This window comes from Streptomyces alboniger, assembly GCF_008704395.1.
Taxonomy (GTDB): domain Bacteria; phylum Actinomycetota; class Actinomycetes; order Streptomycetales; family Streptomycetaceae; genus Streptomyces; species Streptomyces alboniger.
Genome location: NZ_CP023695.1, coordinates 2,374,706 through 2,395,439, shown reverse-complemented (window position 1 = coordinate 2,395,439; position 20,734 = coordinate 2,374,706). Strand labels below are relative to the sequence as shown.

The following is a 20,734-nucleotide window of genomic DNA, read 5'->3' as shown; positions in this document are numbered from 1 at the left end:
TCTGCGGGGGTGTTGTGACTGGTCGCGCAGTTCCCCGCGCCCCTGACGGAGGCGCTTCCCCTGGCCCCCGCCTCGACGGGCGCGCGGGCGCGCCCCCGGGCGGAAGCGGTGTCAGGCCCCCTGGCCCCGCTCCTCGCGGATCCGCGTGACGACTCCCGCCACCGTTGAGCGGACCGCCTCGGTCTCGGTCAGGAAGTGCCAGTAGTCAGGGTGGCGGCCCTCCAGGGAGGCCACCGCGCGGTCCAGGCGGGCCACCGAGTCGTCCAGCGGGCGGGCGTGGCGCGGCTCGGGGGTCTGGCGGCCCGCCATCGCGAGGCGCTGTGCGTCACGGATCGCGAAGCGGGTGCGTTCGATCTCCCCCTGCGGGTCCTTCGCCACGGCGTTGAGCCGCTGGAGGCGGTCGCCGGCGGCGGATACGGCCTCGTCCGTGGAGTTGAGCAGCGCGCGGACCGTCGAGAGCAGCGAGGTGGCGTCCGGCCAGCGCTGTGCCTCGCGGGCCTGCTGGGCCTCTCGGAGCTTGGTCTCGGCCTGCCGGACGCTCCGCGCGGCCTCGTCGGGCACGCGCTGGAGGTCCTGCCAGCAGGCGAGGGTGAAGCGGCGCCGCAGCTCGCTCAGGATCGGGTCGACCTGACCGCTGCGCGTGGTCAGGGCCTGCGCGCGGGTGCGCAGCGAGACGAGGCGCCGGTCGATCTCGGCGGCCCGCTCGGGCAGCCGCTCGGCCTCGGCGCGCACGGCCTCGGCGTCGCGCAGCACGCGGTCGGCGCGTTGCAGGGTCTCCGGCACGCCGTGCCGGCCCGCGCCCTGGTTCAGCTTGGTCAGCTCCGGACCGAGAGCGGCGAGGCGGGCGGCGAGGTCGTCGGCCTTCAGCCCGGCCGCTCGTACGGAATCGAGGGCGTTGCTCGCGGCGAGCAGCGTCTGGCGGGCGCGCTCGACGGCGGGGGCGAGGCGGGCGAGCTGGGTCTCCGCCTTGTCGAGCAGCGGGCCGAGCCCCTGCCGGAAGCGCTCCAGGTCCGCCTTGACCTTGCCCAACTCGTCCTTGGCCCGCGTCAGCTCGGTCCTGGCGTGGCCCGCGACCGACGCGTCGAGGTCGTCCCGGTCGAGGTCGTGGGCGTCGACCGCGCTGATGTACTGGTGGCTGACCTCGTCGATGCGCTGCCCGAGCGCCTCGAAGTCGGTCACGGCGCGCTGGGCCGCGGGCGAGGCATCGACGGCGGTGATGGTCTCGATGGAGATCCGCAGATCGCGCTGGGCGGTGTCCAGTTCGTAGAAGGCGGCGGCAGCGGCGTCCTTCGCGGCCTGCGCCTCGGCACGCACGCTCTCGCCGCGGCCCCCGAACCACCGGCGCGTGCCGCCGCCCGCGAACGCGGCGGGGACGGTGACGGCGAGCAGCGGCAGGGGGAGGAGGACGAGGGCGAGGACGTCACGCAGGCCTTGGCCGGGCCGGCCGCGACGCGCGGTTCCACGGGGCGAGCTCGTCCCACCGGCCACGCCCGCCACCCGCGCCGTGTCTGCCGCGCCCGTGCTCCCACTCCCCGCTGTGTCCGGTGTGTACGGCTGCCAAGGTGTCGCCGTCACTATCCCTCTCCCGTGCTGTCATCAGCCCTGCCCGGTGTCACATTCTCCCACCGGTTGGAGACGAACACACGGGCCGGTCGGTTCGCGGCGCCGCACGGTGACTTCGCGCCCTTTGCCGTGACCGTCACGGTCTTCCGCGACGGGTTTGCGAGGCACTGCCTGCGGCAAGGTAGGCTGTCCACTCGTTCCCGGGCGCGTAGCTCAGGGGTAGAGCGCCTCCCTTACAAGGAGGATGTCGGCGGTTCGAAACCGTCCGCGCCCACCGGGTCCGACCAGCGGCGGAGCCCCTTGCCTTGATCGGTGAGGGGTTCCGCCGCGATCGGTTGGGAGTCTTTTAGGGGCTCGGCTCCGGTCAGCGGCCCGAACCCGGATGTGTCCTGCGGTACCTGCGGTCCCAGCGCTCCTGGCGTTCCTTGCGGAGGCGGAAGTCGCGGTAGGTCTTGGGGTAGCCGCCACCTCCACCGCCTCCACCGCCGGTCGCGCCGCCGGATCCCGGAGCGCCCGGACTGCTCTTCGTGGTCGTGGTGCCGCCCTCGTAGAAGCGCACCAGGTAGAAGACGAGTGCCGCCGCGGCCAGCCAGAGCAGGGGCTGGTCGAAGCCCAGGCCGATGAGGGCCAGGACGGCGACGACGATCAGGATGTTCATGGCTGCACCTCCGTGGCCCGTCAGGGCCGGCCCGGGGTTGCTAGGGGCGAGTCAACGCCCGCCCTCCCCGGCTGTCAATGGCTTGCGGGGGCCCAGTCGTCCGGTGCTGCGGACCGTATATGCGCCCGTATCTCCGCCGTAAGGGTCGTGGGACCTGTGGCGGTTACCCGAGTGTGTCCGGCGTGGCTCAACAGACGCCGGACGTGCGGAATCCGGGGCCCGTCGGCCCCGCTGACACACCCCGGACCCCGGTGGCAAGCTGGAGGTATGTGCCGAAGCATCAAGACGCTGCGTCCGCCCGCCATTCCCGAGGAGGCCGGCGAGGAGGAGATCCGGGCCGCCGCGCTTCAGTACGTGCGCAAGGTCTCCGGGTTCCGGGCGCCCGCCGCGCACAACCGCGAGGTCTTCGAGCGGGCCGTCGACGCCGTGGCCGAGGCGACCGCGGAGTTGCTGGACCACCTTGAGGTGCGTGGGGCGCGCGCCTCCTGAGCGCCCGTGCCGGGGTGTGGAGCGTGCAGCGGGCGTCAGGCCGTCGCTCGGGGGTGGCGCACCAAGTAGGCCGCCACCCCGCCCGCCGCGAACAGCGCCAGCAGCGAGACGCCCGTGGCCAGCCACGTCGCGCCGAGCCACTGGCCGCCGAAGTAGCCGAGCGCGACGCTGTAGCCCGCCCAGGCCAGGCCCGCCAGCGCGGACCACGGCAGGAACTCGCGCAGCTTGCGATGCGCCGCGCCCGCGCCGAGCGAGACGACCGAGCGGCCCGCCGGGGCGAAGCGCGCGATGACGACGAGGGCGCCGCCGCCCCGGGAGAGCGCCGCGCCCAGCCGTTCCTGGGCGGTGGTCAGCCGCCGGGAGCGGGCGATGGCGCGGTCCAGGCGTGCGCCGCCCCGCCAGGCCAGGCGGAAGGCCGCCATGTCGCCGAGCACGGACGCGGTGGCGGCGCTGAGGGTCAGCAGCAGGATGTCCGGGACGTTGTGCGGCACGCGCCCCGTGCCCGCGGCCGCCGCGGCGGTGGCCGACATGATGACGAGGACGCCGCTCGGCAGCACCGGGACGAAGACGTCGAACAGGACGGACAGGGCCACGACCGCGTAGATCCATGGGCTGCCGGTCAGCACCCCCACACTCTCAAGCAACGCAACTCCCCCTGAATCCCCGATCGGCAGCGCGTTGCCGCTGTGTCGCGGGGTACGGCAGGGGCGGCCTGATGACAGCTGTACAGCGTACGCCGCGCGCCAAGGCGTAGATCAACGGGGGGCTTATGTCGTGCTCACATGACGTTCACCCGGCTGCCGCCTCCGACGCGGCGTACGTCCCCTAAGTCCCGTACGAACGAGGAGGCAGAAGGCAGAACAAGGGGGCCATGGGACAGGAGTGCGCGATGGTGGCAGGGATGTGGGCCGGTGCCGTGGCGGCGGCGGTGCTGACCGCCGGTGGTGGCGCGACCGGCGACGGGGCGGATTGCCGCGAGGTGCGGGAGCGGGCGCGGTTCGCGCCGCCCACCGCCTTCGTCCCCTCGCCCGCGGTGACGTACGACATGAGGCTGGTGCCCGCGGGCGCCTGGATCGAGGTCGCACAGCACACCGGCGAAGGCGGGACGACCGTGACGATGCGGGTCAAGGGCCTGAAGCCGGGACACGCGTACGGCGCCCACGTGCACCGGAAGCCGTGCGGCGCCGACCCGGAGGCCGCGGGCGGCCACTACCAGCACCGCGTGGACCCGGTGCAGCCGTCCAGGAACCCGGCCTATCTCAACCCCAGGAACGAGGTGTGGCTGGACTTCACCGCCAGGGCGGACGGCTCCGGGTCGGCGCGTGCGCACCACCGCTGGGGGTTCAGGCAGGGCGAGGCCGCTTCCGTGGTCCTGCACCGCGAGCAGGGCGGCGCGGGCGACCGGCTCGGGTGCTTCACGGTGCCGTTCAAGCCGTAGGCGGTGCCGACCGAGCCGTGGGGGAGGAAAGGGCGGCGCCCTCCGTCCCGTACGTACGAGAGGGAGGGCGCCGCCGGATGCCGTGCGAGCGGTCAGGCCGCGACCTGCGCGGGCTCAGAGGCCTTGTCGCCCTCGCCCGCGCCGCGCGAGGCGAAGAACCGGTCGAGGCCGAACGCGCCGGACCCGGTGAAGACGAGGAGCAGCATCGCCCAGCAGAAGATCGCCGAGGCCTCGCCGCCGTTCTCGATGGGCCACAGGGCCTCCGGCTGGTGGACCTTGAAGTAGGCGTAGGCCATCGAGCCGGACGCGATGAACGCGGCGGCGCGGGTGCCGAGGCCGAGCAGGACGAGGCCACCGCCGACGAGCTGGATCACGGCCGCGTACCAGCCGGGCCAGGTTCCGGCGTCGATGGTGCTGCCGTCGCCGCCCGCGCCGCCGAGGACTCCGAAGAGCGAGGCGGCGCCGTGGCAGGCGAAGAGCAGCCCGATCACTATGCGGAACAGGCCGATGGCGTAGGGCTGGGCGGCGTTGAGACGTCCAGTCATGGTGGAGGACTCCTCCGGTTTGGGGACGGTAACCGAGCGGAGGCCCAAGATTAGGGGTACCTAATTAGTGCTTGCAAGTTCAACATTCGGTCAGTCCTTGGTTCCGTTTCCGCCGTCGACGGCTCCGCCCCGCTCCCGGCGGTCACGCGCAGCGCCGCCCGCGCCACCGCGTCGGCATCCGACAGCGTGACCGAGTCGACGCCCGGCCGGGCCCCCGCGGCCGTCACCCAGTGCACACCCTCCGTGGGCACGCCGAACGCGAACCGCCGTGGGTGCGCCCGGCCTTGACGGTCGATCAGACGATACGGGCGCCGTGTTACGTCCAGACCTCCGGTTTCGTAACCGTCGATGACATGGGGGCGGCACCCGCCGGTTTCGAGGAGCCGCCCGAGCAGGTCGTCCGCCGTGCGGCGCAGATCCGGCTCGGGCAGCCGGGCCTCGATCAGTGTGGTGACGCGCACATCGGAACCCGGCACGTCCGGGGAGTGCGCGAGGAACGCCCCGCCTTCGAGGCGCACGGTCAGCCGCGGGCCGAGTACGTCGAGGACGCCCGCCTCGATCAGCGCGGCCATCTCCTCGATGCGCCGGCGCGGCGGGCCGATCGAGAGGAAGGCGTTGAGAGGGGTGTACCAGCGGTCGAGGTGGGTGCGGCGCGAGGTGCCGGGGAGGCCGCCGTGGTCGACGATCCTGCGCAGTTCGTTGCGCAGGTCGCGCAGCACGTCGAGCGCGGCCTTCAGCGGGCCCGCGACATTGCCGAGCGCGGCCTGCGCGGCGTCCTCGCGCAGCCGGCCGAGGAGCCAGGCGCGGTGCGCGCGCGGGGAGGCGAAGGCGCGGGCGGGGTGCGGGCGCGAGAGGCGGTCCCAGGACCAGCGGTCGGCCTCCGCGATGCCCGACTCGTCGAGCAGCGCGGCCTCTTGGGGGCTCCGGTGGGTGGTGGCGAGAAAGCTCTCCCGGAAGTCCTCCGGGCGGGCCCGGCGGCCGTCTCGCGCGGCGAGCAGCGCCGTGTAGTAGACCGTCTCCACCTCCTTCGCGACCAGTGGCCATATCTCGTCGAGGAAGTCGGGGGCGTCGCCGCTGTCCGCGCGCTTGCGGAAGCGGGCTATGACGTCGTCGGTGAGGACCGCGGGCGCGTGCCGTCCGTAGGGGCCCTTCGCGTTGTCCCCGCGCGCCTGGTACGGGACGCCGCGCCGCGATCCCGCGTACAGCCGCGGCTCGTGGCCCGAGGGCTCGTAGCGCAGGGTGCCGTCCGGCGCCCGCAGGTACCGGCCGCCGCGGCCGCCGCTCAACAGTGCCATGTGGTCGAAGAAGTTGAGGCCGAGACCGCGCAGCAGCACGGGCTCGCCGGGGGCGATCGCCGTCAGGTCCAGGTCGGCGGGGTTGGCGGGCGGGAAGTGGCGCAGGCCGTACAGCGCGGCGTGCTCGGCCAGGCGCCGCTCCTCGCGGTCGGCGCGCGCCGGCAGATGTCCTTGCGCCAGGACGACGGCCGAAAGCCCGTTCAGCTCCAGGCCGTTGTCCAGTACGAGGGTCTGGTGGCCGTCCGCCGTCTCGTCCAGCCGCAGGGCGCGCGCCGCGTGCACCCGTACGCGGACGGAGCCGGGCGCGGTGCGCACCACCTCGGCGAAGGCCCACTCCAGGTAGCGCCCGTAGCAGGCGCGGGTCGGGTAGTCGTCGGGCCCGAGCCCCGGCTCCCGGCCGTCGGCCGCCCATTCGTACAGGCTCGGGCCCGGCCGGATCGGCCCCGAGCAGTCGACGCTCTCGTCCGTGAACAGGGTCACCTGCGAGGCGACGGTGTTCATCAGGAGCCCGCCCGGCTGCGCCGTCCGCCAGACGTGCCCGGCGCCCGGCGGCGCGGGGTCGACGACATGCACCGTCAGCCGGGCCCCCGGGGCGAGGAGTTCGCCCGCCGACGCGCAGAGCCGTTCGAGCACGCTGGTGCCGCGGGGGCCCGCGCCGACCAGGGCGAGAGCTGTCGCGTCCGGCACGGTCGGTCGCGACGCGGAGGGGCGCGGCGCGGGCAGAGATGCGGACAAAAGCGTGACTCCCGGGGCATAGAGAAGCGGACCGAACGCTGGAAGCGGACGGTCCGCCTCATCATGCCGCCGGAACCCCGGATGCCGAACCCTGGCCGAAGGATCCATATGCGGGTGTGGGGTGTGTCACGTCCGCCTGCGGCAGGCGCCGCTCCCGTCCGCCTAGGACAGGCTCCGCTCCTCCGCCGTTTCCAGGCGTACGCCGCCGCGCACCGCCGTCGCCTGGTCGAGGCGGAGCCGGGCCGAGCGGCCGCGCAGCGTGAGCGTCATGAGCTGGTTGCCGAACCAGGGGCCGCCCGTCCTGCGCCAGTCGATGCCCGCCTGGGTCACTCCGCCGTGGCGTGCGAAGCGGCGGCCGAGGGCGCGGCCCGCGCGGCTCCAGCCGAAGCGGAAGCCGAGCTTTATCGACCGGGGGATGGAGTTGTGGACGGGGGAGCAGGTCAGCTGGAGGACGCGGGCGGCGGGGCCGGTGCCGCCGGGCCAGCTCGGCTCGGCGACATAGGCGTGGTGGACGTCTCCGGAGAGCACGCACACCGTCGCCGGGGCGCCGTCGCCCGAACCTGCCTCCGCGATCAGCTCGGTGAGCGCCTCGAAGGACGTCGGAAAGGCCGACCAGTGCTCCAGGTCCGAGCGTCTGCGCAGCTTCTCGCCGAAGCGGGCCCAGCGGGCGCCCCGCTCGCCGCGGCACAGCGCGGCGTTCCACCCCTCGGCGTCATGGATGAGGTGCGGCAGCAGCCACGGCAGCGACGAGCCGATGAGGAGGTGGTCGAAGCCGCCCGCCCCGTCGGCCATCTGCTCGCGCAGCCAGCGCGCCTCGGCCGGGTCGAGCATGGCGCGCTCCCCCTCCGCGAGGACGCGCGCCGCCCGGGTGTCGACCATCAACAGGCGTACGCGCCCGAAGTCCCGCCGGTAGCTCCAGCGCGCCGAGCCCGGGTCCGCGTCGGCCGTGGCGGCGAAGGCGCGCAGCGCGTCCGTGCCGTCGGGCGTGGCGCGCACGGCGGCGTAGACGGCGTCGGTCGCCAGTTCCCCTGGCGGCAGATTGCCCAGGTGCTGATGGACCCAGTACGACATCAGTCCGCTCAGGACCCGCTCGCGCCACCAGGGCGTGGCCCGCATCTCGGCGAGCCAGGCCGCGCTGGTGTTCCAGTCGTCGATGACGTCGTGGTCGTCGAAGATCATGCAGCTGGGCACGGTGGACAGCAGCCAGCGCACCTCGGGGTCGAGCCAGGACTCGTCATAGAGGTGCGTGTACTCCTCGTAGTCGGCGACCTGGGCGCCCGGGGGCTCCGAGAGGTCCCGGCGGGCCGCGAGCCAGCGCCGGGTCGCCTTCGAGGTCTGGTCCGCGTACACCTGGTCGCCCAGGAGGAGCAGGACGTCGGGGCGCGCGGCCGGGTCCGCGGCGATGCGGGCGGCGAGCGTGTCCAGGGCGTCGGGCCCCACGGGGTCGTCCTCGCCGGGCGGCGGCGCGGCCCAGCGGCAGGATCCGAAGGTGACGCGCAGCTCGTCGGCGCCGTCCCCGGCGGGCGTGCGGATGGTGCTCGCGGGGAAGCGGGAGCCGGGCAGGGGCCAGACCGTGCCCGGCTCCCGCTCGCCCGTGCCCGTCCCGAGCCGTACCTCGTACGCCGTCTCGGTGCCCGGCGTCAGGCCCGTGACCGGGATCAGGGCGTAGTGGTGCCCGGCGATCTGGAAGGTGCGTGCCGAGCCGTGCGCGCCGTCCGCGCACCGCACCTCGGCGGTGCAGGGCCGGTCGGCCTCGACCCAGACCGTCGCCGTGGAGCCGTCGACGTACCTCAGCAGTGGACCGAGCCGCAGCCGTGCCACAGGTGATCACCCTCCTCCGTCGCCCCGTACGGTACGGAACGACGGAGGCGGGCGGGGTGGTTCCGGGCTGTCCGCGTCCGGAGTCCCGCGGCCGTCGGCCGTCGGCGGCCGGTCAGCAGCCGTTGAGGACCGAGGTCAGCGCGCTCTTCTCCTCGGCGTTCACCGTGAGCTTGTAGTGGTGCTTCACGTCCACCCACATCCGGGCGTAGAAGCAGTGGTAGGAGCCGGTGGGCGGCATCCACTCGGCGGGGTCCTTGTCGCCCTTGGCCTGGTTGACGTTGTCGGTGACGGCGATCAGCTGGGGCTGGGACAGGTCGTTGGCGAAGCCTTGGCGCCGCTCGGTGGTCCAGCCGCTGGCTCCGGACCTCCAGGCCTCGGAGAGCGGTACGACGTGGTCGATGTCGACGTCGGACGCGGCGGTCCAGGTGCCCCCGTCGTAGGGGGACTTCCACGTTCCGGAGACGGCAGCGCAACTGGCGTCCTGCTGGACGTTCGTGCCGTCGCGCTTGAGGACGACCTCGCGGGTGTTGCATGCGCCGGACTGGGTGCTCCAGTGCGGGAACTTGGCGCGGCTGTAGCCGTCGGACGAGCCCTCGGCCCTGACGGTGAGTTCGCCGAGGTAGGTGCGGGCGGTGGCGGCGTCGACCGGGGCCGGGGGGGCGGCCTGGGCGGGGGTGCCGGTGGTGAGGACGGCCGCGCAGGCCAGCAGGGCGGCGCCGCCGAGGGCGGCAAGGCGCCGCTTCGGGGCCGTGTGGTGACGCGCGTAGACAGCGGACATGCGAACTCCCTTGGAGTGGGGGGAAGTTGACCGGTGGGGCGGTCATGCTCGGGTGGTGGGGTTGCGGGTGGATGTGCGTGTGATGACAGGGTCGCGTCAATGAGGTGCACAATTCAATAGTTCTGGCGCGGCGTCAGGCGCATTGAGCGGGGCGGCAGTTGCTTTCGAGTGATCCACGTCACTCCGGCGCGGGCCGAAAGGCCCTGGCCGCGGGCCGTGCGCCGTCCCGTACGATGGGCGGCGCAGAAGGGGAGTAGCTCTTCGCCGGACCGTCGACATACTGCTCAGCTCGTCTGAGCCGGCGCCCGGAGGCAGGCCCTGTGGGGCAGGCCAGCGAGACCTTCGGCAAGCAGTGACCCGACGCGTACGCCCGTACGCGTCCGTGTGCGCTGCCATGCCGAGGTGTCGTGCGCGAAGCGGTGGAACACTCTCGGTGGGGCGGCCCCGACCGATTGAGGAACCCTTGATCAGCATCAGCGTGATGGCGCTCGTCTTCGGCGTCGTCTTCCTTGCCGAGCTGCCGGACAAGACGGCCCTGGCCGGACTCGTCCTCGGCACGCGCTACCGCGCCTCGTACGTCTTCGCGGGCGTCGCGGCGGCCTTCGCCGTCCATGTGGTGCTCGCTGTCGCGGCGGGCAGCGTCCTGACCCTGCTGCCGCAGCAACTGGTCCACGCGCTGACCGGTGTCCTCTTCCTCGGCGGCGCCGCGATGCTGCTCCTGAAGGGCGGCGGCGAGGAGGAAGAGGTCAGGCAGCCCGAGGACCAGAGCTTCTGGAAGGTGTCGGGGGCGGGCTTCATGCTCATCCTGGTCGCCGAGTTCGGCGATCTGACGCAGATCATGACGGCGAACCTGGCCGCCCGCTACGACGACCCGCTCTCCGTCGGCCTCGGCGCCGTGCTCGCGCTGTGGGCGGTCGCCGGGCTCGGCATCGTCGGCGGAAAGGCGCTGATGAAGAGGGTTCCGCTGGCACTCATCACGAAGATCGCGGCGCTGCTGATGCTGGGGCTCGGTGTGTGGAGCCTCTACGAGGCGATTGCGTGACGTCAGTCCTTTTTGGCGGGCTTGACCGGTCTGACCTGCGGCGTTGGCTTTTGGCGCCCTCGTTTTGTACCGTGCAGGAACAAAGTGGCTCCGCCCGTACTCCCTGACCGGCGGGCGGGGCCGCCTTGATCTTCCCGTTGCGGGACCTTCCTCCGTTGCGGGGTCTTCCTCTGCGCTCTGGAGTACGTCGATGACGGCCACGACCGCCGACTCTGTTCTGACCGCCCGGGCCGTCCTCCTCGACATGGACGGCACCCTCGTGAACTCGGACGCCGTCGTGGAGCGCTGCTGGCGGCGCTGGGCCGACCGGCACGGGCTCGACTTCGACGAGGTCATCAAGGTCGTCCACGGACGCCAGGGGTACGCGTCCATGGCGGTGCTGCTGCCGGAGCGGCCCATGGCGGAGAACTACGCGGAGAACCGCGAGATGCTCGCCGCGGAGACCGCCGACATGGAGGGCGTCGTACCGATACCCGGCGCGCCCGCCTTCATGGCCGCGCTCGCCGGACTCCGGCTGCCGCACGCGCTCGTGACGTCCGCCGACGTGCCGCTGTCCACCGGGCGGATGGCCGCGGCGGGGCTCGGCCTGCCGGATGTGCGGGTGACCGCCGAGAGCGTCGGCGCGAGCAAGCCGGACCCCGAGGGGTTCCTCAAGGGGGCGGCGGAACTCGGCTTCGACCCGGCGGACTGCCTGGTCTTCGAGGACTCGGAGGCGGGCATCCTCGCAGGCCGGGCAGCCGGTATGCGCGTGGTGGGCGTCGGCGCGCGAGCCGCCGCCCTGGGACCGACCGTGCACGTCGACGACCTGACGGGGGTACGGATCGCCGATGCGGGGGGCGGGGAGTTCCGGCTGACGTTCGGCTGAGGTTCGGCGTCTAACTGAGGTTCCGCCGGTTTGGCCGGCGTCTGGCTGAGGTTCTGCCGGTTCGGTCGGCGCTCGGCTGAACCTGCCGAGGTGGTGTGACCGGGCTGCGGGGGCGCCGGGGCTCGGTCGCGGCGTATCCGTGCCGCCACTGCGGCGCCGCGTCCCGTGCTGCGCGCGGCGGCCCACCCGTGCCGTCACCACCGGCACCGCACGTGCGGGCCGTGGGGTCGCACCGCACGTGCCGGCCGTGGAGGCGTGCGCGCGTCCCGTGCCACCACTGCGGCGCCGCAGTGGGTCCCGTGCCGCCACTGCGGCGCCGCCCGCCGTGGCTCAGTCACGGCGGTGCCGCATCCGTGCCGCCGCCACGGCCCCGCACACCGCGCCCGCCGCCAGCACGATCAGGCCCCTCGCCCACACCTCGCCCTCGATCTGAGTCGCGAGCGCGACGCAGGACGCCGCGCCGAGGACCGGCACCGCCGTCGGCGCCCGGAAGTGGTCCCGGGCGGGCGTGTCGCGGCGCAGGACGAGGGCCGCCGTGTTGACGAGGAAGAAGACCACCAGCAGGAGCAGGACCAGCGTCGAGGCGAGCGTGGCCACGTCGCCGGTCAGTGCGAGCAGCAGCGACAGTGCCGTCGTGGCGGCGATCGAGGCCCACGGCGTGCGCCGCACCGGCAGCACCTTCGTCAGGAACCCCGGCAGCAGGCCGTCCCGTGCCATGCCGTACGCGAGGCGCGACGACATGATGCCGGTGAGCAGCGCGCCGTTGGCGACCGCCACCAGCGCGACGGCGCTGAACAGCTCCGTGGGGACACCGCCCGCCTCCCGCACCACTTCGAGCAGCGGCCCGCTGGACCCGGCCAGCGTCCCGGTCGGCACGGCCGCCGCCGCGGCGGCCCCCACCAGCGCGTACACCGCTCCCGCCGTCACCAGGGCGCCGAAGAGCGCCCTCGGGTAGGAGCGGCGCGGGTCACGGGTCTCCTCGGCCACGTTCACGGACGTCTCGAAGCCGACGAACGAGTAGTAGGCGAGCACCGCCCCGCTCAGCACGGCCGCCGCGGGCCCGTGGCTGTCGGTGCCCAGCTCCGTCAGCCGCCCCAGGTCGCCGTCCCCGCGCAGCACGATCCACAGGCCGAGCCCGATCACGAGCAGGAGGCCGCTCACCTCGACGACCGTGGCGACCGCGTTGGCCCGCGTCGACTCCCTGATGCCGCGCGCGTTCAGCAGCGCGAGGGCGGCGAGGAAGACGATGACGACCAGGACCACCGGGAGCGTGACGAACTCGGTCAGGTAGTCGCCGGCGAAGCCGCGCGCCAGCGCCGCGACCGACACGATGCCCGCGGCGAGCATGCAGAACCCGGCGAGGAACCCCGCGAAGGGCCCGTACGCCAGGGTCGCGTAGTGGGACGCGCCGCCCGCGCGCGGGTACTTCGTCACCAGTTCGGCGTACGAGGCGGCCGTCAGCAGCGCCAGGCAGAGCGCCACGACCAGCGGCACCCATACGGCGCCTCCGGAGTCGGCCGCGACCTGGCCCACCAGGACGTACACGCCCGCGCCCAGGACGTCTCCGAGGATGAAGAAGTACAGGAGCGGGGTGGTCAGGGCCTTCTTGAGCGCCGTGGGTCCTGCTGCTGCCTGCGGGGTGGTGCGGTGATCTTTCACGCAGAGCCGTATACCCGGTGCGGCGCCCCCGACCACGGGACTTACGGCTCCTCGGTCTCCGACTCCAGGCTGCGTCGCGTCTGGCGGCCGTACGCTCCCGGGGGGTCGGAGGTCAGGTCGCGCGCCCACTGATAGCGCAGGACCGCGACGGTGACGGCACGGCTGTACGTGCCGTCCCGCTCGCCCGTGTACAGGTGGAGCTGGGCCAGGCGGCCCTGGAGTTCCGCGACCGCGGGGCCCTCGTCGCCCTCGCGGAGGACCGCGGGGGCGGACGGTCCGGGGGGTGTCCGGGACGGCTCCGCGCCCACCGAGCCCGTGGCACGTGCCGTCGACGGCGGTGACGACGGCCGCGACGAGGGCGAGGACGACGGCGGGGCCGTCGAGCGGGTGGGCGCGGGCGGGGCGGCGGCGCGGCGGGGCGCGGTGGAGGGGGTGCGGGTGGCGGAGGCGGACGGTTTCACCGTGGGCGGTGCGGGTTCCGCCGGGCCCGCGGAGGCGGACGCGGGGGCACCGCCCGGCAGCGCCCGGCCCCGCTCCGGCCGGTCGCCGGCCGAGGAGAACAGCCCGGAAGCGAACACGACACCGCCGACGACGAGAGCGACGGCGCCGGCCCCGCCGCCGAGCAGGAGATACCGGCGCGTACGGGCCCGCCGCGTGTGCGGGGTGGGGGCGTAGGCGGCGGTGCCGTCCGCTGCCTGGTCCGGTGGGGTCTTTGCCCCTGTCGCAGCGGCCCCGCCGGATCGGCCTGGACCGGGCGCGGAGGCCGGGCGGGGGGCAGGTGGCGCGGGGGCCGGGTCCCTGTTCGTGGCCCCCGCATCCGGATCCGGCAGCGAGACGTACGGACGTATCCGCAGCGGGTCGAAGTCCTCCGCCGCTGCCGCCTCCGCGCGGCGCGTCCGGTGGGCCGCGTCCGCCGTGTGGCGGGCGCAGTCGCACTCCGGGGCGGTGCCCGGCGCGCGCGGCACGCCGCAGCGGGGGCACCGCAGCCCGTCCTGTCCGGTCATCGCCGCGCCCCCTCCCGTGCCCCGCCCGCCCGAGAACTCCAGCGATTATGCAGAGCCTCGCCTCAACAGGCCATAACCGGTCACACGGACCACGATGGAGAGGGAGCACCCTCAGCCACAGGCGGACCCCGCACTCCCAGGAGGTGCCCATGACGCAGGACGTCAGTGCCCGCCCCTCGGGGCCGGGCCCCGACCCCGCGCACGGTCAGGGAGCGAACGGGCATCCGCCGGGCGGCGTGCTGGTCTCCATCGGCGCGCTGCTCCTCGGCATGCTGCTCGCGGCCCTCGACCAGACCATCGTCTCGACCGCCCTGCCGACGATCGTCAGCGAGCTGGGCGGCATGGACCACCTGTCGTGGGTCGTCACCGCGTACATGCTCGCCGCGACGGCCGCGACCCCGCTCTGGGGAAAGCTCGGCGACCAATACGGCCGAAAGAAGCTCTTCCTGACCGCGATCGTGATCTTCCTGGTCGGCTCGGCGCTGTGCGGAATGGCGCAGAACATGCCGCAGCTCATCGGCTTCCGGGCGTTGCAGGGACTCGGCGGCGGCGGCCTCATGGTGCTGTCCATGGCGATCGTCGGCGACCTCGTGTCGCCGCGCGAACGCGGCAAGTACCAGGGCCTGTTCGGCGCGGTGTTCGGCGCGACCAGCGTCCTCGGACCGCTGCTCGGCGGCCTCTTCACCGAGCACCTCAGCTGGCGCTGGGTCTTCTACGTCAACCTGCCCATCGGCGTGATCGCGCTCCTCGTCATCGCCACCACCCTGCACATCCCGGTGCGCGACACCAAGCACACCATCGACTACCTCGGCACCTTCCTCATCGCGTCCGTCGCCACCTGCCTCGTCCTCGTCGCCTCGCTCGGCGGCACCACCTGGGACTGGGGCTCGCCGCAGATCATCGGCCTCGCGGTGCTCGGCGTGGTCCTCGCCGCCGCCTTCGTGGCCGTGGAGCGCAAGGCCGCCGAACCGGTGATCCCGCTGAAACTGTTCCGCGTCCGCACCTTCACGCTCTCCGCGGTCATCAGCTTCATCGTGGGCTTCGCGATGTTCGGGGCGATGACCTATCTGCCGACGTTCCTCCAGGTCGTCCAGGGCGTCTCACCCACCATGTCGGGCGTGCACATGCTGCCGATGGTGGCCGGCATGCTCCTGTCGACGACCGCGTCCGGGCAGATCGTCAGCCGCACCGGCCGCTGGAAGGTCTTCCCCGTCGCGGGCACGGCCGTCACCACGCTCGGCCTGCTCCTCCTCCACCAGCTCGACGAGCACAGCTCCACGGGCGAGATGAGCGCGTACTTCTTCGTCTTCGGCCTGGGCCTCGGTCTGGTCATGCAGGTGCTGGTGCTCATCGTGCAGAACGCGGTCGGCTACGAGGACCTGGGCGTCGCCACCTCCGGCGCGACGTTCTTCCGCTCGATCGGCGCCTCCTTCGGTGTCGCGATCTTCGGCACGATCTTCACCAACCGGCTCGGCGACAAGCTGACCGACGCCCTCGCCGGGCGGCAGCTGCCGCCGAGGCTGAGCGTCACCACCCTGGAGGCGGACCCGCGCGGCATCGCGCGCCTCCCCGCCGACCTGCGGCCCAGCGCCCTGCACGCGTACGCCTCGTCGATCACGGACGTCTTCCTGTACGCGGCGCCGGTCGCGCTCCTCGCCTTCGTCCTCGCCTGGTTCCTGCGCGAGGACAAGCTGCGCGGCTCGGTCACCGCGCCCGACCAGACACAGACACTGGCCAGCAACCCCGTCGAACGCTCCTCCTACGACGAGGTGGCGCGGGCACTCTCGGTCCTCGGCACCAGGGAGGGCCGCCGGGCGATCTACGAGAAGATCACCGCGCGGGCGGGCTACGACCTGCTGCCCGCCGCGAGCTGGCTGCTGCTGCGCATCGCCCGGCACGGATCCGTCGAACCCGCCGTGCTCGCCGAGCGCACCACCGTGCCGCTGACCGTCATCACCGCGGCGGCCCGCCAGGTGGAGGAGCGGCGCCTCGCCGAACGGCAGGGCCTGGAGATGTTCCTGACGGACAGCGGCCGCGAGGTCGCGAGGAAGCTCGCCAAGGCCCGTGAGGAGTCCCTGTCCGAACTGCTCGGCGACTGGTGGGGCCCGCAGCGCCCGACCGACCTGTCCCAGCTGGTCGAGGAGTTGAGCGGCGAGCTGTGCGGGTCGGAGTCGGAGCGGCCGCACGACGGGGCGCCGCGGCTGCGGGCGGTATGAGGTCAGGCCTCGGCCGGGGCCAGCCTCTTGCCGTACCAGTGCTCGGCGTACGCGCTTTCGGCGTAGGGCTCGATCTCCTCGTAACCGTGCCGCGTGTACAGCGCGCGGGCCTCCACCAGGTCGGTGCGGGTGTCGAGGACGAGCCGCTCGGCGCCGAGCGCGCGGGCCGCGTCCTCGGCGGCGGCCAGCAGCACCGGGGCGCCGCCCTTGCCGCGCAGGTCCTCACGTACGAACACGCGCTTCAGCTCGGCGGTCGCAGGATCCAGCAGCCGTACGCCCGCCGTGCCGCCGGGCTCGTCCCCGTACCGTGCGACGAGCAGCACCCCGTGCGGCGGCGCGAGGTCGGCGCCGCTCTCCGCGGCGATCTCGCGCTCCAGCTCGTCGGGGTCGGTGGTCCTGCCCTCGTGCAGCAGGTACCAGCGGTCGCTGACCTCGGTGTAGTACGCGCGCCAGAGCGCGGCGGCCACGGCCGAGTCGTACGCCTCGGGGGCGATGATCCAGGCGGCGGGGCGGGTGGCGGCGCGGGCGGGAGCTTCGGTCATGCCGCCATTCTCGGGACACAAGAGCGGCGCCCCGCAAGCGAATTGCTCGCGGGGCGCCGGTACGGCCCGGGTCAGCTCTTGGGCGCGGCCTGCTGGACGACCTCGAAGGACCAGACCGTGGACCCGGAAGCGGCGGGCTTCGGCCGCTCGCCGCCGCCCTCGCCGCCACCCTGGTGCGCGGCCTTCATGGGGCCCTCCATCCATGCCTGGAAGGAGGCCTCGTCGCGCCAGCGGGTGTAGACGAGGTACTGGTCGGTGCCCTCGATGGGGCGCAGCAGCTCGAACCACTCGAAGCCGTCGGAGTTCTCCACCGCGCCCGCGCGGGACGCGAAGCGCTTCTCCAGGATCTCGCGCTGTTCCTCGGGAACGGTGAGTGCGTTGATCTTCACGATGCTCATGCGGCCATCCTGCCGTACGGCTCGACGGCGCTCAGAGCCGCAGCAGGCGCTCGGCCGTCTCGCGGTAGTCGCGCAGGGCCAGGCGGAGCTGTTCGGTGTCGGTGGCCGAGGCCTCGGGGGCGACGGGGGCGCCCTCGGTGGCCAGGGCGCCGCCCGGTGCCATCCCCGCGGCCGGGGGCGTGCCGCCCTCCGGTGTGGTGCGGGCCGGCGTCGTCTGCCAGGACGAGCGCAGGACCCGGCGGCGTTCGGCCAGGGTGTCGGTGAGGCGGGCGATGGCGTCCTCCAGGACGTGGTCGACCTCCTCGACCGCGCCGCGCGGGCCGTCGACGAAGCCGTTGACGGCGTTCTGGAGGCGCAACGTCAGCTTGTCGCGCTCCTCGGGCGGGAACAGCGTCGTGTCAGCCATGCTGGACTCCCCTTCGGGTGATGCCGGTCGAACGCTTGCCGGACGTGTGCTTGCCGGAGCGCGCGGTGGAGTGGTCGTGCTGGTCGGCGACCAGGTCGTCGAAGAGGGCCCGTGCCTCGATCATGGCCTCGCGCATCTCCTCGGTGCCGGTCCTGCTCTCCTCGGCGCCCGTCGTGTCGAGCGCGGCGCGATGGACCCTGCGGTAGCCGTGGACGTGGGCGGCGTGGTGCACGGAGAGCGCGTCCAGCTGGTCCTCGTAGTGGCCGGCGTCGGGGAAGCCCCGCGCGCCCGCCAGCTCGGCGATGAGCCGGTCCGCGTCGGCCACGGCCTCGCGCGGAGAGTCGACGAAGCGCTCCTGGGCGAGGTTCCAGCGGGCGGAGTACTGCTCACGTGCCGCGGGCTCCAACGGCCGCGGACGCAGGGAGCCGTGCCGCTTCACACGCTCCTCAAGGTCGCGTTCGGCCGCTTTCGTGTCGCCGTCGTGCCGGGCGACCGCGCGGTCGTACTCGGGGCCGAAGCGCCGCTTCAGGCTGTGGCCGCCGCCCGCGTTCAGTCGCTTGCGGTTCAGTACGGCGAACGCGCCCGCGGCGAGGACGACGACGACCACGATCAGAACGATGATCATGACTGTGGACATGGATGGGTGCCTTCCCGGGGATGGGCCTCACGGTGCGGGGCGCGGCGTGCCGCCCCGCACCTGTCCCCGGAGCGAGTTGCCAGGAAGCGGGCGGTCAAACGCGGTGCGTACGCCCCGAGGTGGCCTTAGGATGCCGCAGCGCGCGATGACCAACCACGCTCGCGCCGCGCCGAGTTGAAGGAGCGTACATACGTGCTGGAGCTGACGATGGCCTCGGTGTCCGGGGCGGATGCGGGCGCGACCGCGGGCATGCTCATGGCCGACGCGCCGAGCGAGCCGGGTGCGGTGCTGCGGGTGGGGCGCGACGCGAGCGTCTGCCGTCTGGTGACGCCCGACGACTGGCTGTTCGTGTCCCGTACGCACCTGGAGTTCCGCTGCGGACCCGACGGGGCCTGGTCCGTGACCTGGCTGCGCGGCTCGAACCCCGACCCCGCCTCGCAGGTGCGGGTGGTGTCCGAAGGCGCGGCGCTCTCCCTCGCGTACGGAGGGGCGGCGCCGCTGGGCCGGGGCGGCTCGGGCGAGGTGGTCATCCAGGACAGGTCGGGGCCGCGGAGCGTGAACGTGGGGTTCTATCACGAGGGTTGAGCCCCGGTCGTGCGTGCCGACGGCCCCGTACGCGTGTGCGCCGTCAGTCCCGTACGCGGGCCAGCGCGAAGCCGTCGTAGCCCTTGGTGCCCACCGTCTGGATTGCCGTCGCCTCCAGCTCGGGGTGGCGTGCCATGAGGTCGAGCGCGGCGCGGGTGCCGCGCACGCTCGGGTCCGGGTCGGCGGCGTCGGTGACGGCGCCGCCGCGTACGACGTTGTCGAGGACGATGAGGCTGCCGGGGCGGGTGAGCTTGAGCGACCACTCCACGTAGTGCGGGTTGTTGACCTTGTCGGCGTCGATGAAGACGAGGTCGAAGGGCGCGGGGTTCTCGGCGTGTTCGGCGCCGAGCGCGGCGAGCGAGTCGAGAGCGGGGCCGACGCGGACCTCGGTGAGCTTGTCGAGCCCGGCGCGGGCGAGGTTGCCGCGGGCCACCTCGGCGTGCTCCTGCTTGTACTCCAGGGTGATGAGGCGGCCGTCGGCGGGCAGGGCGCGGGCCAGCCAGATCGTGCTGTAGCCGCCGAGCGTGCCGATCTCCAGGATGCGGCGGGCGCCCTGCGTCCGTGCGAGGAGCTGGAGGAGCTTGCCCTGGTTCGGGGAGACGCTGATCCGCGGCAGGCCGGCCGCGTCGCTGTCGCGCAGGGCGGCGGCGAGGGCCTCGTCGGCCGGGGCGAGGAGGTCGGTGAAGTAGTCGTCGACTGAGTTCCACTGCTGCTGGCTCATAGGGGAGTTCGGTCCCTTCGACTGCCTAGTTAGTTTCGCTAAGGAGCTTAGCCGGGCGGGGGTCGATTGTCAGTGGGGGCTCGCATACTTAGTGAGGATCAGGGCTCTGGTGGCGGGGGTCGGGCGTGGGGTACGGGGTGGGGCACGGAGTGGAGCGGGCGTGGCCCGGGGCGGTGGTCCGCGGGTTCGCCGAGCGGTGGCTGTCGCGGATGGAGGGGCTGGGAGGGCAGGGTGAAGAGGGCGAGGGGGCCGGCGGCTCGGACGGCTTCGTGTGTTCGCCCGCGGGGATGTGGCTCGCCCTGTCCGCCGTCGCGGTCGGCGCGAGGGCGGAGACCGCCGAGGAGTTGCGGGGGCTGCTCGGAGTCGCGGGGGTGGACGCGGCGCGCGTCGTGACGGACGGGGCGCGGGCCCTCGCGGAGACGGACGCGCTGGGTGTCGCCACGCGCGTGTGGAGCCGGGTCGCCGTGCGCCGGGAGTATCGGGAGGCGTTGCCGGACATCGGCTTCGGGTCCATGAACTCCCCGGATTCGGTGGACTCAGTGGTATCAGTGGACTCCGCGGGCGTCGACGCGTGGGTGCGGGAGGTCACGGGCGGCATGATCGAGCGCCTCCCGGTGTCCGTCGGGCCGGACACGCTGCTCCTGCTGGTCAACGCCCTGGCGCTGAAGGCCCGTTGGGAGGACCCCTTCGAGGGGGCCGCCACGCGGGACGCCGACTTCACGGACGCGGCGGGCGTCGTCCACCGGGTGCCGACGATGCGGCGGACGGTCGCGCTCGGGGACGCCTGGGCGGTGGACGGCGGCGGGGGTGCGGGGAGCGGCGGCGCCAGGGGTGCGCGGGTCGTGGAGATGCGGTGCGTCTCGCGCGGCGGGCGGCCTCCGGTGCGGGTCCGCTTCGTCCTCGGGGAGCCGGGGGCGGGGCCCGCCGCGGTGCTGCCGCTCGGCTGGGCGCCGCGTGAGCGGTGCTCGCCTCTTGATGCCGAGCTGGTCTCGATGGCCCTGCCCCGTCTCTCGCTCCGTACGCGCGTCGACGCGACGGGGCAGCTGGCCGCGCTCGGGGTGCGGCGGGCGATGAGCGACGCGGCGGACTTCTCCGGAATGTCGCCGGAACGGCTCGCGATATCGCAGGTCGTTCAGGAGGCGGTCGTGAGGATCGCGGAGGAGGGGGTGGAGGCGGCGTCGGTCACGGCGGTGCCGATGCGGCCGGGCTCGGGGCGCCTACGGCGGGTTGAGCGGGTTGCCTTTGAGCGGCCGTTCGGGGTGGTGGTGCTGGATGGCTCCGGGGCGGTCCCGGTGTTCGCCGCGTGGCAGGCGGGGGCTCCCTCCGGCGGTTAGCGG

21 protein-coding genes and 1 tRNA gene are annotated in these 20,734 nt (G+C 73.5%); 8 read left to right on the top strand and 14 right to left on the bottom strand.

What is annotated here, in order from left to right; all coding sequences use genetic code 11:
* Positions 1 to 111 precede the first annotated feature (111 nt).
* The gene (locus CP975_RS10530) at positions 112 to 1,575 is read right to left on the bottom strand and encodes a coiled-coil domain-containing protein (protein WP_425474240.1); all 1,464 of its coding nucleotides are present in this window, start codon (positions 1,573 to 1,575) and stop codon (positions 112 to 114) included.
* 190 nt (positions 1,576 to 1,765) lie between these two features.
* On the opposite strand from CP975_RS10530, the gene CP975_RS10525 reads away from it, so the two are divergent.
* Positions 1,766 to 1,837 (top strand) — tRNA-Val (locus CP975_RS10525).
* A gap of 90 nt (positions 1,838 to 1,927) precedes the next feature.
* Here the strand turns inward: CP975_RS10525 and CP975_RS10520 are convergent.
* A complete protein-coding gene (locus CP975_RS10520) occupies positions 1,928 to 2,221 on the bottom strand; it encodes a hypothetical protein (protein WP_055535917.1) in 294 nt (97 codons plus the stop codon).
* A gap of 267 nt (positions 2,222 to 2,488) precedes the next feature.
* On the opposite strand from CP975_RS10520, the gene CP975_RS10515 reads away from it, so the two are divergent.
* Positions 2,489 to 2,710 (top strand): DUF2277 domain-containing protein, encoded by a 222-nt coding sequence (locus CP975_RS10515; RefSeq protein WP_055535918.1) that lies wholly within the window; start codon positions 2,489 to 2,491, stop codon positions 2,708 to 2,710.
* Between the two features lie 35 nt (positions 2,711 to 2,745).
* Here the strand turns inward: CP975_RS10515 and CP975_RS10510 are convergent, their stop codons facing one another.
* On the bottom strand, positions 2,746 to 3,354 hold the full coding sequence (locus CP975_RS10510; protein WP_055535919.1) for a DedA family protein: 609 nt from the start codon (positions 3,352 to 3,354) through the stop codon (positions 2,746 to 2,748).
* Between the two features lie 245 nt (positions 3,355 to 3,599).
* Here CP975_RS10510 and CP975_RS10505 point away from each other — a divergent pair, with 245 nt between their 5' ends.
* Positions 3,600 to 4,148 carry a superoxide dismutase family protein gene (locus tag CP975_RS10505; RefSeq protein ID WP_246201457.1) on the top strand — a complete coding sequence of 183 codons (549 nt, stop codon included), beginning with the start codon at positions 3,600 to 3,602 and terminating at the stop codon, positions 4,146 to 4,148.
* A gap of 92 nt (positions 4,149 to 4,240) precedes the next feature.
* Here CP975_RS10505 and CP975_RS10500 read toward each other — a convergent pair whose 3' ends face one another.
* From CP975_RS10500 to CP975_RS10485, 4 genes are all read right to left on the bottom strand, one after another.
* Entirely contained in the window at positions 4,241 to 4,693 is a 453-nt protein-coding gene (locus tag CP975_RS10500) for a DoxX family protein (protein WP_055535921.1), read from the bottom strand.
* Between the two features lie 50 nt (positions 4,694 to 4,743).
* Complete coding sequence (locus CP975_RS10495; protein ID WP_246201456.1) at positions 4,744 to 6,675, bottom strand: FAD/NAD(P)-binding protein; 1,932 nt, start codon at positions 6,673 to 6,675, stop codon at positions 4,744 to 4,746.
* 210 nt (positions 6,676 to 6,885) lie between these two features.
* The gene (locus CP975_RS10490; protein WP_055535922.1) at positions 6,886 to 8,544 is read right to left on the bottom strand and encodes an alkaline phosphatase D family protein; all 1,659 of its coding nucleotides are present in this window, start codon (positions 8,542 to 8,544) and stop codon (positions 6,886 to 6,888) included.
* Positions 8,545 to 8,656: 112 nt separating this feature from the next.
* Positions 8,657 to 9,322: an HNH endonuclease family protein gene (locus CP975_RS10485; protein WP_150476800.1), complete on the bottom strand. Its 666-nt coding sequence runs from the start codon at positions 9,320 to 9,322 to the stop codon at positions 8,657 to 8,659.
* Between the two features lie 463 nt (positions 9,323 to 9,785).
* Here CP975_RS10485 and CP975_RS10480 point away from each other — a divergent pair, with 463 nt between their 5' ends.
* Positions 9,786 to 10,364, top strand: coding sequence for a TMEM165/GDT1 family protein (locus tag CP975_RS10480; RefSeq protein ID WP_150476799.1), 579 nt, complete (start codon positions 9,786 to 9,788; stop codon positions 10,362 to 10,364).
* Positions 10,365 to 10,554: 190 nt separating this feature from the next.
* Entirely contained in the window at positions 10,555 to 11,229 is a 675-nt protein-coding gene (locus CP975_RS10475) for an HAD family hydrolase (RefSeq protein WP_150476798.1), read from the top strand.
* 330 nt (positions 11,230 to 11,559) lie between these two features.
* On the opposite strand, the gene CP975_RS10470 is transcribed toward CP975_RS10475, so the two are convergent.
* Together CP975_RS10470 and CP975_RS10465 are read right to left on the bottom strand one after the other, a co-directional pair.
* Entirely contained in the window at positions 11,560 to 12,888 is a 1,329-nt protein-coding gene (locus tag CP975_RS10470; RefSeq protein WP_055529850.1) for an APC family permease, read from the bottom strand.
* A gap of 41 nt (positions 12,889 to 12,929) precedes the next feature.
* The gene (locus tag CP975_RS10465) at positions 12,930 to 13,892 is read right to left on the bottom strand and encodes a peptidoglycan-binding domain-containing protein (protein WP_150476797.1); all 963 of its coding nucleotides are present in this window, start codon (positions 13,890 to 13,892) and stop codon (positions 12,930 to 12,932) included.
* A gap of 149 nt (positions 13,893 to 14,041) precedes the next feature.
* Between CP975_RS10465 and CP975_RS10460 the strand changes: the two genes are divergently transcribed.
* The gene (locus CP975_RS10460) at positions 14,042 to 16,108 is read left to right on the top strand and encodes an MFS transporter (protein WP_150476796.1); all 2,067 of its coding nucleotides are present in this window, start codon (positions 14,042 to 14,044) and stop codon (positions 16,106 to 16,108) included.
* A gap of 2 nt (positions 16,109 to 16,110) precedes the next feature.
* Here CP975_RS10460 and CP975_RS10455 read toward each other — a convergent pair whose 3' ends face one another.
* The 4 genes from CP975_RS10455 to CP975_RS10440 form a co-directional block, all read right to left on the bottom strand.
* A complete protein-coding gene (locus CP975_RS10455; protein ID WP_055536263.1) occupies positions 16,111 to 16,650 on the bottom strand; it encodes a GNAT family N-acetyltransferase in 540 nt (179 codons plus the stop codon).
* Between the two features lie 71 nt (positions 16,651 to 16,721).
* Positions 16,722 to 17,048, bottom strand: coding sequence for an antibiotic biosynthesis monooxygenase family protein (locus CP975_RS10450; protein ID WP_055536264.1), 327 nt, complete (start codon positions 17,046 to 17,048; stop codon positions 16,722 to 16,724).
* Between the two features lie 31 nt (positions 17,049 to 17,079).
* Positions 17,080 to 17,454: a hypothetical protein gene (locus CP975_RS10445; RefSeq protein ID WP_055536265.1), complete on the bottom strand. Its 375-nt coding sequence runs from the start codon at positions 17,452 to 17,454 to the stop codon at positions 17,080 to 17,082.
* A complete protein-coding gene (locus CP975_RS10440; RefSeq protein WP_055536266.1) occupies positions 17,447 to 18,091 on the bottom strand; it encodes a hypothetical protein in 645 nt (214 codons plus the stop codon). The genes CP975_RS10445 and CP975_RS10440 overlap by 8 nt, the downstream gene beginning before the upstream one ends.
* A 192-nt stretch (positions 18,092 to 18,283) precedes the next feature.
* Here CP975_RS10440 and CP975_RS10435 point away from each other — a divergent pair, with 192 nt between their 5' ends.
* Positions 18,284 to 18,676: an FHA domain-containing protein gene (locus CP975_RS10435; RefSeq protein WP_055536267.1), complete on the top strand. Its 393-nt coding sequence runs from the start codon at positions 18,284 to 18,286 to the stop codon at positions 18,674 to 18,676.
* A gap of 43 nt (positions 18,677 to 18,719) precedes the next feature.
* Here CP975_RS10435 and CP975_RS10430 read toward each other — a convergent pair whose 3' ends face one another.
* The gene (locus tag CP975_RS10430) at positions 18,720 to 19,397 is read right to left on the bottom strand and encodes an O-methyltransferase (protein ID WP_150476795.1); all 678 of its coding nucleotides are present in this window, start codon (positions 19,395 to 19,397) and stop codon (positions 18,720 to 18,722) included.
* Between the two features lie 125 nt (positions 19,398 to 19,522).
* On the opposite strand from CP975_RS10430, the gene CP975_RS10425 reads away from it, so the two are divergent.
* Positions 19,523 to 20,731: a serpin family protein gene (locus CP975_RS10425; RefSeq protein WP_425474238.1), complete on the top strand. Its 1,209-nt coding sequence runs from the start codon at positions 19,523 to 19,525 to the stop codon at positions 20,729 to 20,731.
* Positions 20,732 to 20,734 lie beyond the last annotated feature (3 nt).

What these genes read in the sequence shown, in the direction of transcription:
- CP975_RS10450 (WP_055536264.1), bottom strand. Translation starts at nt 17,048, where the DNA reads ATGAGCATCGTGAAGATCAACGCACTCACCGTTCCCGAGGAACAGCGC.
- CP975_RS10460 (WP_150476796.1), top strand. Translation starts at nt 14,042, where the DNA reads ATGACGCAGGACGTCAGTGCCCGCCCCTCGGGGCCGGGCCCCGACCCC.
- CP975_RS10500 (WP_055535921.1), bottom strand. Translation starts at nt 4,693, where the DNA reads ATGACTGGACGTCTCAACGCCGCCCAGCCCTACGCCATCGGCCTGTTC.
- CP975_RS10440 (WP_055536266.1), bottom strand. Translation starts at nt 18,091, where the DNA reads ATGTCCACAGTCATGATCATCGTTCTGATCGTGGTCGTCGTCGTCCTC.
- CP975_RS10520 (WP_055535917.1), bottom strand. Translation starts at nt 2,221, where the DNA reads ATGAACATCCTGATCGTCGTCGCCGTCCTGGCCCTCATCGGCCTGGGC.
- CP975_RS10515 (WP_055535918.1), top strand. Translation starts at nt 2,489, where the DNA reads ATGTGCCGAAGCATCAAGACGCTGCGTCCGCCCGCCATTCCCGAGGAG.
- CP975_RS10455 (WP_055536263.1), bottom strand. Translation starts at nt 16,650, where the DNA reads ATGACCGAAGCTCCCGCCCGCGCCGCCACCCGCCCCGCCGCCTGGATC.
- CP975_RS10430 (WP_150476795.1), bottom strand. Translation starts at nt 19,397, where the DNA reads ATGAGCCAGCAGCAGTGGAACTCAGTCGACGACTACTTCACCGACCTC.
- CP975_RS10485 (WP_150476800.1), bottom strand. Translation starts at nt 9,322, where the DNA reads ATGTCCGCTGTCTACGCGCGTCACCACACGGCCCCGAAGCGGCGCCTT.
- CP975_RS10445 (WP_055536265.1), bottom strand. Translation starts at nt 17,454, where the DNA reads ATGGCTGACACGACGCTGTTCCCGCCCGAGGAGCGCGACAAGCTGACG.
- CP975_RS10505 (WP_246201457.1), top strand. Translation starts at nt 3,600, where the DNA reads ATGGTGGCAGGGATGTGGGCCGGTGCCGTGGCGGCGGCGGTGCTGACC.
- CP975_RS10475 (WP_150476798.1), top strand. Translation starts at nt 10,555, where the DNA reads ATGACGGCCACGACCGCCGACTCTGTTCTGACCGCCCGGGCCGTCCTC.
- CP975_RS10465 (WP_150476797.1), bottom strand. Translation starts at nt 13,892, where the DNA reads ATGACCGGACAGGACGGGCTGCGGTGCCCCCGCTGCGGCGTGCCGCGC.